The sequence below is a fragment of the Streptococcus sp. FDAARGOS_192 genome, from assembly GCF_002073815.2.
GTDB classification, from domain to species: Bacteria; Bacillota; Bacilli; order Lactobacillales; family Streptococcaceae; genus Streptococcus; species Streptococcus salivarius_H.
In genome coordinates, this window is the sequence record NZ_CP020431.2 from 1,975,740 (window position 1) to 1,987,887 (window position 12,148).

8 protein-coding genes are annotated in these 12,148 nt (G+C 40.7%); 5 read left to right on the forward strand and 3 right to left on the reverse strand.

Going from position 1 to position 12,148, the window contains the following annotated elements; all coding sequences use genetic code 11:
- Window positions 1-161 precede the first annotated feature (161 nt).
- Together A6J31_RS10230 and ilvA are read left to right on the forward strand one after the other, a co-directional pair.
- Window positions 162-3,923, forward strand: a complete 3,762-nt coding sequence (locus A6J31_RS10230) for a glycoside hydrolase family 66 protein (RefSeq protein ID WP_080611119.1) — start codon at window positions 162-164, stop codon at window positions 3,921-3,923.
- Between the two features lie 110 nt (window positions 3,924-4,033).
- A complete protein-coding gene (gene ilvA / locus A6J31_RS10235; RefSeq protein ID WP_002883616.1) occupies window positions 4,034-5,284 on the forward strand; it encodes a threonine ammonia-lyase IlvA in 1,251 nt (416 codons plus the stop codon).
- Between the two features lie 126 nt (window positions 5,285-5,410).
- Here ilvA and def read toward each other — a convergent pair whose 3' ends face one another.
- Both def and A6J31_RS10245 read right to left on the reverse strand, forming a co-directional pair.
- Window positions 5,411-6,025 carry a peptide deformylase gene (gene def, locus A6J31_RS10240; protein ID WP_002883663.1) on the reverse strand — a complete coding sequence of 205 codons (615 nt, stop codon included), beginning with the start codon at window positions 6,023-6,025 and terminating at the stop codon, window positions 5,411-5,413.
- A 93-nt stretch (window positions 6,026-6,118) separates the two neighbouring features.
- Window positions 6,119-6,757, reverse strand: a complete 639-nt coding sequence (locus A6J31_RS10245; protein ID WP_013989967.1) for a Crp/Fnr family transcriptional regulator — start codon at window positions 6,755-6,757, stop codon at window positions 6,119-6,121.
- 107 nt (window positions 6,758-6,864) lie between these two features.
- Between A6J31_RS10245 and A6J31_RS10250 the strand changes: the two genes are divergently transcribed.
- On the forward strand, window positions 6,865-8,022 hold the full coding sequence (locus A6J31_RS10250) for an MFS transporter (protein WP_080611121.1): 1,158 nt from the start codon (window positions 6,865-6,867) through the stop codon (window positions 8,020-8,022).
- A gap of 149 nt (window positions 8,023-8,171) precedes the next feature.
- A complete protein-coding gene (gene rpsO / locus A6J31_RS10260; RefSeq protein WP_002883618.1) occupies window positions 8,172-8,441 on the forward strand; it encodes a 30S ribosomal protein S15 in 270 nt (89 codons plus the stop codon).
- Between the two features lie 212 nt (window positions 8,442-8,653).
- On the opposite strand, the gene A6J31_RS10265 is transcribed toward rpsO, so the two are convergent.
- The gene (locus tag A6J31_RS10265) at window positions 8,654-9,244 is read right to left on the reverse strand and encodes a VanZ family protein (RefSeq protein ID WP_080611124.1); all 591 of its coding nucleotides are present in this window, start codon (window positions 9,242-9,244) and stop codon (window positions 8,654-8,656) included.
- A 298-nt stretch (window positions 9,245-9,542) separates the two neighbouring features.
- On the opposite strand from A6J31_RS10265, the gene A6J31_RS10270 reads away from it, so the two are divergent.
- Window positions 9,543-12,110 (forward strand): SEC10/PgrA surface exclusion domain-containing protein, encoded by a 2,568-nt coding sequence (locus tag A6J31_RS10270; RefSeq protein ID WP_080611125.1) that lies wholly within the window; start codon window positions 9,543-9,545, stop codon window positions 12,108-12,110.
- Window positions 12,111-12,148: the final 38 nt, after the last annotated feature.

Below are 12,148 nucleotides of genomic sequence, written 5' to 3' on the forward strand. Positions count from 1 at the left end.
CCCTTGTCTTACAAAAAAGATTAAGTTAACATTAGTTTCATAAGAAACACCAAGCGATTTTTATGAAACTAAAAATAACTCGAGTTTACAGCATGCAAATACAAATAGTGATAATTTGAAACGCCGAGGTGATTTAAACTTTTTTAGAGGGATAGAGAGATATGTCAAAGAAAGTAGCGTCAACTAAATTATTATCAGGTTTGTTTGTAGCCGGTGGTGTCCTAGGGATGAATCAGGTTGCCAAGGCAGATAACGTGGTCAGTTCAGAAGCAACAAAACCAGTTATTACAACTGAAGCAGATAACTTGGTGGTGGTACCAACTGAGGCCGTTGCTCCAGTAGCGACAACAGAAGTAGGTCCATCATCTGCTGCTGTTGCGACAGATACTGCAACAACAGCGACAGCTTCTACAATCTTTTCACAAGCTGTGCCAGCAGAAAGTGCTAGCTCAGAAACGCTTGTAGCCAGTGAAGCACTAGCTCCTGAGTCAGCTGCTGTGGAAACCATCACATCATCATCTGATAATGCTACTGAAGCAGGACGCCATTCAACTGCTCAAGTAACACCAGTTACAGAAGTGACAGAGCAAAACTTGAATGGTGATGCTTACTTGACAGATCCAGAAACAACAAAAGCAGCTTATAGCAAGACAGATGGTGATATTAATTATTCCGTTGTTGTGTCTAATCCAACAGCAGAAACTAAGACGATGACTGTCAACTTGACACTTCAACATGCTTCAGAAATTATCGGTCAAGATAACGTTGATCTTACGCTAGCGGCAGGAGCTTCAGCTAAGGTTTCAAACTTGACAGTAGCGTCAGAGTGGTTGACAAACAATACAGGTTATTTGGTGACAATCAGTGTCAATGATAAATCTGGTAGTACTTTGTCAAGCAAGCGTGCTGGTTTGTCTGTTGAAGATGATTGGACAGTTTTCCCACGTTACGGTATTGTAGCAGGTTCGCCAACTGATCAAAACAGTATTCTTGTTAAAAATCTTGAAGCCTACCGTAAAGAGCTTGAGCTCATGAAGTCTATGAATATCAACTCATATTTCTTCTATGATGCTTATAACGAAGCTACAGATCCTTTCCCAGAGGGTGTCGATAGCTTTGTTCAAAAATGGAATACCTGGAGTCACACTCAGGTTGACACTAAGGCTGTTAAAGAATTGGTTGACCAAGTTCATAAGTCAGGTGCTGTTGCCATGCTTTATAACATGATTTCAGCAGATTCAAATCCAAAGAATCCAACCCTTCCACTTGCTGCTTTGGCTTATAACTTCTACGATAGCTTTGGTAAGAAGGGTGAACCGATGACTTACACTATCGGTGATAACCCAACTCAAGTTTACTATGATCCAGCGAATCCAGATTGGCAAAAATATATCGCAGGTGTCATGAAATCAGCTATGGATCGTATGGGATTCGATGGTTGGCAAGGTGATACAATTGGTGACAACCGTGTGACTGATTATGAGCACCGTAACAGCACAGACGAGGCTGACTCACACATGATGTCTGATTCATATGCATCATTTATTAATGCCATGAAGGACCTCATCGGTGAAAAGTACTACATCACAATCAATGATGTTAATGGTGGTAATGATGATAAACTAGCCAAGGCACGTCAAGATGTTGTTTATAATGAGCTTTGGACAAATGGTGGTTCAGTTATTCCAGGACGTATGCAGGTTGCCTATGGTGATTTGAAAGCACGTATCGATATGGTACGCAATAAAACTGGTAAATCACTTATCGTTGGTGCCTACATGGAAGAACCAGGTATTGACTATACTGTTCCTGGTGGAAAAGCAACTAACGGTGCAGGTAAAGATGCCCTTGCTGGTAAGCCATTGCAAGCTGATGCGACTCTTCTCGTAGATGCGACAGTAGCTGCAGCCGGTGGTTATCACATGTCCATTGCAGCCCTTGCCAATGCTAATGCAGCCCTTAACGTTCTTCAAAGTGCCTATTACCCAACTCAATACCTCAGTGTGGCTAAGGACACTATTCGTAAGCTTTACAATTACCAACAGTTCATCACTGCTTATGAAAATCTTCTCCGTGGTGAGGGTGTGACTAACAGCACTCAGTCTGTATCTACCAAGAATGCTTCTGGTGAAATCCTTTCTAAAGATGCTCTTGGTGTGACAGGAAATCAAGTTTGGACATTTGCTAAATCAGGAAAAGGTTTCTCAACTGTTCAAATGATTAACATGATGGGCATCAATGCGGGCTGGCATAATGAAGAGGGTTATGCGGACAATAAAACACCGGACGCACAAGAAAATCTCACAGTTCGTCTTAGTCTAGCAGGTAAAACAGCTCAAGAAGCAGCTAAAATTGCTGATCAAGTCTATGTGACATCACCAGATGATTGGGCAACTTCAAGCATGAAGAAGGCACAAGCAAGCCTTGAAACAGATGAAAATGGTCAACCAGTGCTTGTCATTTCAGTTCCTAAACTAACTCTTTGGAACATGCTCTATATCAAGGAAGACACAACAGCAACACCGGTAGAACCAGTTATCTTGAAACCAGTTACTAACCAAGCTGGTAAGAAAGTAGATAATACAGTAACATCTGAAGCAAGCTCAGAAACAGCTAAATCAGAAAATACAACAGTAAATAAAGGTTCAGAGGCTCCAACTGATACGAAACCATCTGTTGAAGCTCCTAAACTAGATGAAACAACTAAACCAGCACCATCAGTTGACGAGTTAGTAAACTCAGCAGCTGTTCCAGTGGCGATAGCTGTGTCAGAGACCGCACATGATAAGAAAGATGACAACTCAGTATCTAATACGGATCAAGGTACAGTAGCATCAGATTCAATCACTACACCAGCTTCAGAGGCTGCAAGCACAGCTGCCTCAACAGTCTCATCAGAAGTATCAGAAAGTGTAACAGTATCATCGGAAGCATCAGAAACTGAAAATAGTTCAGTAGCATCAACTTCAGAGTCAGCAATTTCAACGACGACAGCAATTTCAGAATCACATACAGTAGTTGAACCAGTGGCTTCTTTGACAGAATCAGAGAGTCAGGCAAGCACTAGCCTTGTTTCAGAAACTACTAGCACAATTGTCTCAGTTGCTCCGTCAGAAGTATCAGAAAGCACAACAGTATCATCGAAGGTCTCAGAAACTGATATTATCTCAGCAGCATCAACTTCAGAGACTTCAGCATCTGAATCAGAGAATTCAATCAGCACAGTCGTTTCAGAATCAGAAGTAGTTGAAGAACCAGCTGTTTCATTGACAGAATCAGAAAGTCAAGTGAGCACTTCAGAAGTGACTTCGGCGATTTCAGAAACAGTAAGCACATCAGAGGAAGTCATCCTTGATGGACTATCAGAAAACATCAATAGTTGGAATAGACTCTCTGTAGCTCCTCGCGTCTCAGAAACCTTACCAAGTACTTCTGAAACGATTACAGAAGCAGCATCACTCTTTAGCAACTATGCAAGATATTCAGAAACAGCAAGCTCAGAATCTCACTCTATGGTAGCAGCTTCTTCAGAAGTTTCTATTGAAAAATTAGCAGTATCTATCTTGAAAGATACTGAGGGTGGCTTGTACGATGCTACAACAATCAGAAATATTGTTGAGATGATTGATAGCATTACAACAAATGTCAGCTATACTCGCAGTAGCCGTCAAGACCTTGTCAATACAGCTTCGTCAGATAATACTTACAATGGTAGTCAAGATCTTAACCTTGCAAGTAAGACAACGACGCAAGCAGGTGAAAAAGGAACAACTGAAGATCTTAAGGCTACAATTGCTAAAACAGCAAAATCTCACAAGTGGGGAGAACATGCTGTAGCTATCCTTACAGCTATTGTCCTTGCAGGTGCGGCAACCCTTGCAGCTCTTCGTAACTTCTTGATGTCAAAAAAAGTTGATAAATAATAAGTAGAACTCTTTGTGTAAACAAGGAGTTTTCTTTATACTGGCTGCTATTTTTTCTGAAAATTGTGATACAATAGAAATAGTTTGAATATTGTGTCAAAGGAGAGCCAATGATTACTGCAAATGATATCGTAAAGGCTAATGAAGTCTTAAAAAACGTGGTGGAACGCACACCACTAGATTTTGATCGCTACCTATCTGAAAAATACGGGGCGACCATTTATATTAAAAAAGAAAATATGCAAAAGGTACGCTCTTTCAAATTGCGTGGAGCCTACTATGCTATCCATCAATTGAGTGATGAGGATAAGGCGCGTGGTGTGGTTTGTGCATCAGCCGGAAACCATGCTCAGGGGGTTGCCTACACTTGTAACGAGATGAAGATTCCGGCAACCATCTTTATGCCAGTAACAACACCTCTCCAAAAAATTGGTCAAGTCCGTTTCTTTGGTGGCAAGTTTGTAACAATCAAATTGGTGGGAGATACCTTTGATGCTTCTGCCCAAGCAGCGCAGGAATATACCAAGTCTGAAGGGATGACTTTCATTGATCCATTCGACGATTATAATGTCCAAGCGGGGCAAGGAACTGTTGCTTATGAAATTTATGAGCAGGCTCAAGAGGAAGGTGTTTCCTTCGATAGTATCTTGGTTCCAGTAGGTGGTGGCGGCCTTATCTCTGGTGTAGCTACCTATATCAAGGATGTAGCACCGTCTATGGAGGTTATTGGTGTTGAGGCTAGTGGTGCTCGTAGTATGCGTGCTGCCTTTGACCGTGGTTATCCTGTAAAACTCGAAGAAATTGATAAGTTTGCGGACGGGATTGCTGTTCAAAAGGTAGGTGTCAAGACCTATGAAGTCGCACGTAAATATGTTGACCGCCTCTTGGGAGTTGATGAAGGATTGATTTCAGAAACCCTAATTGATATGTACTCTAAGGTTGGTACCATTGCAGAACCCGCAGGTGCGGCATCAGTGGCAGCTTTGGAAGTGATCAAAGATGAGATTAAAGGAAAAACCATCGTCTGCATCATTTCAGGTGGTAACAATGACATCAACCGTATGCCAGAGATGGAAGAACGTGCGCTTATCTACGATGGTATCAAGCATTACTTTGTGGTTAACTTCCCACAACGTCCTGGTGCCCTTCGTGAATTTGTAAATGATATCTTGGGACCAAATGATGATATCACTCGTTTTGAGTACATCAAACGTGCTAATAAAGGAAAAGGTCCGGTTCTCATTGGTATAGCTCTTAGTGATAAGAACGACTATGATGGACTTCTCGAGCGTCTTTCGGCCTTTGACCCAAGTTATATCAACCTTCACGGTAACGAAACACTATACAATATGCTTGTCTGAGGACAGGTTCAGACAATGAAAAAAGAATCGACGAAAGTCGGTTCTTTTCTACTTTGACTTAGCTATAAAGTGGCACTAAGGCCTTATCTTCAAACTAAAACCCCAGTATTTCTACTGAGGTTTTCTTTATTCGATAATTAAGAGTCCATCTTTGATGGCGAATGGATTGTCTTTATTGATGCGGTCGTAGAACATGATACCGTTAGTATGGTCGATTTCATGTTGAACAACGATTGAGTTGTAACCACGGAGTTTAACACGTTGCTTTTCGCCCTCTTTGTTGAAGTATTCAACAGTTACACGAGCATGACGAACCACGTAACCAGGAACGTCGCGGTCAACTGAGAGGCATCCTTCGCCATCGCCCAAAGCAGCATCCTGAACAGAATGGGCAACTACTTTAGGGTTGTACATGATTTCTTGAAGGCTATATGCTTCTTTTGGTGGATTACCTTCAGCGTCTTCAGGATTTGGAACGAGAACGGCGATAATGCGTTTTGAAATATCTAATTGTGGGGCTGCAAGACCGACTCCCCCACGAAGCCCCATTTTTTCGGCAATAACAGGATCTTGTGAGTTACGAAGAAACTGCATCATTTTTTCACCTAGGATAATGTCTTCGTCTGATAGTGGGAAGGTTACATCTTCAGCGACAGCACGCAAGGTTGGATTTCCTTCGCGAATGATATCATTCATATCAATCATATGGCTGGCGCGGATAATTTTGGTTTGAGCGTCCATTTGTTTACCTCTATTTTCTTTGATTTACTTGTTTATAACTATAGCACAAAAGGGTTGAAAATTAAACCATCAAGGATTAAGGTGAGGCTTTTTCTAATCGATAAAAGCCAGTTTTTCCAAGGTTTGTCTCTCTAAAATACGATAGGTCTTAAAAGCCTCTTTTTCGATAATCCCCTGGTCGATAAATTGTTTGATGACTCGCTGTACATGACGATAGCTAGTCCCAAAACGGGAAGCTAAAATGGATGGCGATAATTGAAAGATATTCTCTTCTTCACTATTCAAAATATGGGTGGCCAGACGCTCTTTGACTGAGTAACTCGCATTCGTTGAGGCAGTGATACCTTGCTTATGTAGTGCCATAGCTAGGTTACGTCCAATTTGGTAGAGAAAAACAGGGTCTTTGAGGAGTTCTTCTTTATTATTTAATGGGAGCTGTACTGCTTGAACCTCTTCTAAAGCAATGACTGATGATCCTGCTGGTTGGTTGGTCATGAGTTCTACATCTCCCAATATCTGAGGCTGATTGAGCGTTTCTAGGATATGTTCTTTACCATTGAAGAGAGAACGAACAATTTTTACCTTTCCTGATAAAATGTAGGTCAGCTCAGTGATAGCTTGCCCTTGGGTACAAATATAATCGTTCTTTTGAAAGGTGACTTTCTGTAATTGGTTGAGGTAGGGGGGTGGAAAGACCTGGTCAAGTTGAGGTCTTATGGCATGATTACGCATACATCTCCTTTTTTAGGACCTAGGTCCTATTTTTTAAAGTCTCCTTAGATTATAATGAAAAAATAACTATTAGACAAGTAAGGAAAGGATGTTCTTATCCCTATATTATGACACGAATTTTAGAAAAAATGAGCCTGCTTGGGCTATCCTTGCTCTTGATTTCGGCCTTTTCGATTTCAACAGCGTTACCACCTATGTTGGACTACTATAGCGCAACCTTTTCTGCCGCGCAAGTGGAGCTTTTAGTATCTGTCCCTTCATTTTCCGTAGTCGCGATGCTCTTACTTAATTCATTTATTGACAAATGGCTAAGTGATAGACAGCTAATTGTGACTGGATTACTCTTACTTAGTAGTGCTGGGATTTTTCCTTTTTTTGTACAAGACTATCCTCTTGTCTTACTGTCACGTATTGCTTTTGGAATGGGGATTGGTCTTATCAATGCTAAGGCGATTGCCATCATCAGTCAACGTTATCAAGGTAAAGAGCGGGTTCAGATGTTAGGTATTCGTGGCTCCATGGAGTTGATTGGTGGAGCTTCTTGTTCTCTTTTGGTTGGACAGTTACTAAAAATTCATTGGACCTTTGCCTTCCTTATCTATGGTTTTGGTTTTGTGATTTTGATTATGTATCTCCTTTTTGTGCCAACGATGGAGCAGGTGGAGAAGAAGCAGATTACAAAAAGAAAACAGGTTCTGAACAAAAAAGACCTTGGTATGATTATTGGCATGGCTCTTTTAGCAGGTTTTGTCATCTGTATCAATTCTTCGATTAGTTTGCGCGTGCCTCTGTTTCAAGTTGCTGGTAAGACTATTGAGAGTGGTCAATCAGCCTTAGTACTGAGTTTAGAGCAGGGAATTGGAATTGTAGCTGGACTGAGTTTCGCCTCGCTTATAGGACATTTTAAAAATCGTCTTTTGCCTATAGTGATGTTCTTGTTAGCGGTTTGTCTCTTTGGGATGTCAGTGGCTAGTAACTTACCGATTTTGATTTTATCTTCAGTTGGTGTTGGTTTCTTCTATAGCACTGTTTTGACAATTATCTTTAACCGACTTTCTGAGTCTATTGATAGAAATCTGTTGAACAAGGCGACAGCCTATGTCCTCTTAGGGTGTAACCTAGGGTCAGCCATTTCCCCTTATGTTTTGAAATTATTGGCACTCATATCTCCAAGTTTTAGTTGGATTTTTCTAGCCTATGCAATCGTAAGTTTCCTACTTTTCCTTGGATTCTTTCTGAATGCAAAAATGACCAAAAAAGTCTAAGCTTCAAAAACTTAATCAGTGAAATCTTGCGATTGACAAAGATTAGTAGATGAGCTAAAATAGAGAGGTCGTAAAGACAAACCAACTCTTTCTTGGTTTTAGGAGAGCCAATCCTAAGACTCGGATGGAGCAAAAAAAGGAGAAAAAACATGGCAATCTCAAAAGAGAAAAAAAATGAAATCATTGCTCAATACGCACGTCACGAAGGTGACACTGGTTCAGTAGAGGTTCAAGTTGCTGTCCTTACTTGGGAAATCAACCACCTTAACGAACACATTAAACAACACAAAAAAGACCACGCTACTTACCGTGGTTTGATGAAAAAAATCGGTCACCGTCGTAACTTGTTGGCATACCTTCGCCGCACAGACGTTAACCGTTACCGTGAGTTGATCAGCTCACTCGGACTTCGTCGTTAATTCAAGATACAAGTGCTTAGGCCTTGTTCAATTGAATACACGAAAATGGAACTGCTCTATGATGGGGCAGTTTTTTTATTCACTAGGATTTTAGCCCGAGTTCAAAACAGCTCTCTAGATATAGAGGGCTGTTTTTCTGTATTCATATAAAACTTTCTGACGATGATTAATCTATAGAGCAAAAAAACTCCAAAATTAATTCTGGAAGTTTTTTAACTTAAAATCTTTTTGATAATTGTTTGAAATTGAGGGAGTTGATGAATAGCAGTTCCGATAAGGATACCTAACATATTTAAGGTGATATCTCCCAAATCAAAGACTCCTAAATGTCCGAAGTACTGAATGGATTCGACGGAGAAAAGGGTAAGGAGACAGAGTAGGAGATTACTCAATCGTGAAGAAAAGAGGAGTCCCAGAGGGATGAACATTAACAGGTTCATGATGGGAACGAAGTGGCTACCCCAGTATAATTCCCGAGCGAAGGAAAGGGGGTTAAGTGAGAGACCTTGGGTACCAATGTTTTTCAAGAAAAGTAGGTAGAAGAGAGCAAGAAAGTAAATGAAGTAGAGTAGGAGTAGTGTCTGTTTTTTCAGCTTTCTAGTAAGAAGTAGTTTCAAAAAAGCGTAGACAAAGTAACTCAGTAGGACAATAATGACTAGGTTGAGTAAGACTTGAAAGTAGGAGCCATAATGGGCGATGTAATGAACGTACTGTTCGAGATGCCCCCTATAAAACCAATAAGACAAGGCCAGTGAGAGGATTCCTAGTAAGATGTTACTCAATGTTTTTAATGTTTTTGCCACTTTGCTCCTCCATTTGCATATGATGAGTACACATTATATCAAAAAAACGTTTAAAGAAAGTTAAGAAACTGTAACGAAGTTTTGATAGAATAAAAGGATAAGGCAGAATCAAAGACTAAAAAAGGACTTTGAAACAGCAACTCTACTTTTGACTAACAATTTAATGATTTTTGTAAACAGGCTATGAAAGCTTATAAAATAATTAAATTTTAAAAATTAGGAGTCAGCACCTTGTTTCGAGATTATTAAAATGTTATTATATAGTAGTGAATTTTTAACATAAAAAGGAGTTCGTCTTATGAATAAAAAGGTTTTGGCGACAGCTGGAATTGCAGCACTTGCAGTTTCTGCTACAGTTGCTAAAGCTGATGAGGTAACGACAAACGATCAAGCCTCAACAACAGCATCAGTATCATCGACAGCTACACAAGCTGTCCCAACTCAAGCCCAAGTCGAAGCGGCTAGAGAACAAGCCAGCGCTGCAAATCAAGCAGTATCGCAACAAGAGTCAGTTGTTGCTAATCATGAAGTAGCTGCAAACCAGGCTCAAGCAAACCTAGCGACAGCAGATTCTAACTTGCAAAAGGCACAAACAGCAGCCGATGAAGCAAGTCCAGAAACTATTGCTGCCGCTCAAGGTCAAGTAACTACTGCTGAAAATGCAGCTAAGGAAGCTAAGTCAGCAGTCGAAACAGCTCAATCAGCAGAAAAAACTGCTAAAGATGCAGCAGACAAACAGCAAGCTGTCGTTAATACAGATCAAGCTAATGTCAATGCTAAAGCTACTGAAGTGGCTAATGCTCAAAAATCAGTAGATGCCGCTAAAGTAGCTCTTAATGGTTCTAGTGCTTCTGAGGCAGCTTCTAACCAAGCTAAAGCGCAATCAGCTTTTGATGCTGCAACAGCAGCTGAGAAAAAAGCTCAAGAAGAATTGGCAGCCGCTCAGGCAGCTGATAAAGAAAAAGCTACTGCTATTTCAGCTAAAGAAGGGCAATTGACTGCAGACCAAAATGCAGCAAACCAAGCTAAAGCAGCTTATGAGACTGCTCAAACAGTAGCTAATGAAAAGGCAGCCGCACTTGCAGCCGCTGAAGCAGCTAAGAAAAAAGCAGAATCTTCAACAACTTCAACAGCTAATGTTCGTCAAAAATTCTCAGTGTCACAAGAGTATGTCAATGCTCTTAAGATTCATGAGTCTAAAACAGCGACCGCAGCAGAAAAAGCTCAAGCTGAACAAGTCTTGAAGAACGTTAATAAACGTGATCGTGGTAACAATAGTTATCAAGATAATGAAGCGGATAAAAATGTTAAAATTAGTGATTTGAATAATCTTAGTGAAGCTCAAATTACAGATTTGTCATTGTATGCTTCAAGTTTGATTAACCAAATTCGTACAGCCTTTGGTACAACTCAAACATCTGTTTCAAAAGGTAGTGTTCTTGCGGCTGACCGTGTTTCAGATGGTTATGTAGCAGATAACTGGGGTTGGGAAGCTATTACCCATCAACGACATGATAGTGCCGCCCTTGACCGTGCTGGTAAGTCATTTAATAGTGTAAGTATTGGTGAAAACCTTAATACATGGCAAGGTTTGACAGGACCATTTACCCTTAACGACATTAAGAAATATGTCTATGAAGCTATGCTTGACTTCATGTTTAACGGTAATGAGTGGAACCATGCTCGTTCTATCTCTGGACTTACAGCAGATGGTGGTGAGTCTTACATTGGAACAGACATCAGTGTTGTTGCCGGTGCCTTTAACGTTCACGTAAACAATGTCAATAAAAATTCTATCGCTTCTGATAGTAGCTTTGACACAACTAAGATTGCTAACCCATATGAAGGTAACCAATCTCAATCATCTTCAAATGCAAATCTTGCTGCTGCAAAAGCAGCTTATGAAGCTGCTAAGCAAGCTAACGATCAAGCTCAAAGTGACTTGGCTAGCAAGAAAGCGGCTTCTGAGTCAGCAACTCTTAAGCTTAAGAATACTCAGTCAGAACTTGCAGCTCTTAAAGCGACTGCAAGCAAGTTGGCAGCTGCTCAGAATAACCTTTCTGAAAAACAAGCAGCCCTTGCAACTGCTAAATCAGAATTGGAAAAAGCTAACGCTGCAGTTGAAAACCTTAATGCTAACGCACAAGAAAAAGCAGCAGCCCTTAGCAAAGCTCAAGCAACTCTTGATGAAAAACAAGCAGAGCTTAAAACAGCTAAAGATAAACTTGCGACAAGTTCTGCAACCTTGCAACGTTTGACAAATGCCTACAACGCTGCTAAGCAAGATACTGCTAAGAAACAAGTAGCATTGACACAAGCTAACCAAGCCTTGACTGCTGCTAAGAACCGTCTAGCAGCCCTTACAAATGCTTCAGGTAACCTAGCTAAGGCTAAAGCAGAACGTGCAACAGCCTTTGCCAAATTTACTGCGGCGAAAGCAGCTCTTTCAACTGAACGTGCGAAACTTGTTGAATTGTCAGCTAAGCGTGATAAATTAACGAGCGAATACACGACTGTTCAAACAGCCTTCGATAACTACATGAAAGCTAAGGCAGACAAAGAGCGTCAAACACAATTGGCTAAAGAGTTCGCTAACATTACATCCAAAGGTCTTACACCAGTACCTGTTTACGATGTAGATGGTAAAGTTATTGCTTTCACAACACAAGAACAAGCAGCTCAAACTGTAGCTCAAGTTCCTGTAAATTATGGTCAAACAAAAGCTGAGAAACAAGCTCCTGTACAAGCAGCAGACAGCTTGCCAGAAACAGGTGAGTCAACTGCAGCAGGATTCAGTCTTGTAGGTCTCTTCATGACACTATTGGCCTTCCTTGGTTTCGTTGACAGACGTACACGTCGTAACTAATCATTATAGACAAAAAAACGGCAACTGCCGTTTTTTTG

Bases quoted from the DNA above. Each gene is read 5' to 3' on its own strand.
- A6J31_RS10230 (WP_080611119.1), top strand. From the start codon at position 162: ATGTCAAAGAAAGTAGCGTCAACTAAATTATTATCAGGTTTGTTTGTA.
- ilvA (WP_002883616.1), top strand. From the start codon at position 4,034: ATGATTACTGCAAATGATATCGTAAAGGCTAATGAAGTCTTAAAAAAC.
- def (WP_002883663.1), bottom strand. From the start codon at position 6,025: ATGGACGCTCAAACCAAAATTATCCGCGCCAGCCATATGATTGATATG.
- A6J31_RS10245 (WP_013989967.1), bottom strand. From the start codon at position 6,757: ATGCGTAATCATGCCATAAGACCTCAACTTGACCAGGTCTTTCCACCC.
- A6J31_RS10250 (WP_080611121.1), top strand. From the start codon at position 6,865: ATGACACGAATTTTAGAAAAAATGAGCCTGCTTGGGCTATCCTTGCTC.
- rpsO (WP_002883618.1), top strand. From the start codon at position 8,172: ATGGCAATCTCAAAAGAGAAAAAAAATGAAATCATTGCTCAATACGCA.
- A6J31_RS10270 (WP_080611125.1), top strand. From the start codon at position 9,543: ATGAATAAAAAGGTTTTGGCGACAGCTGGAATTGCAGCACTTGCAGTT.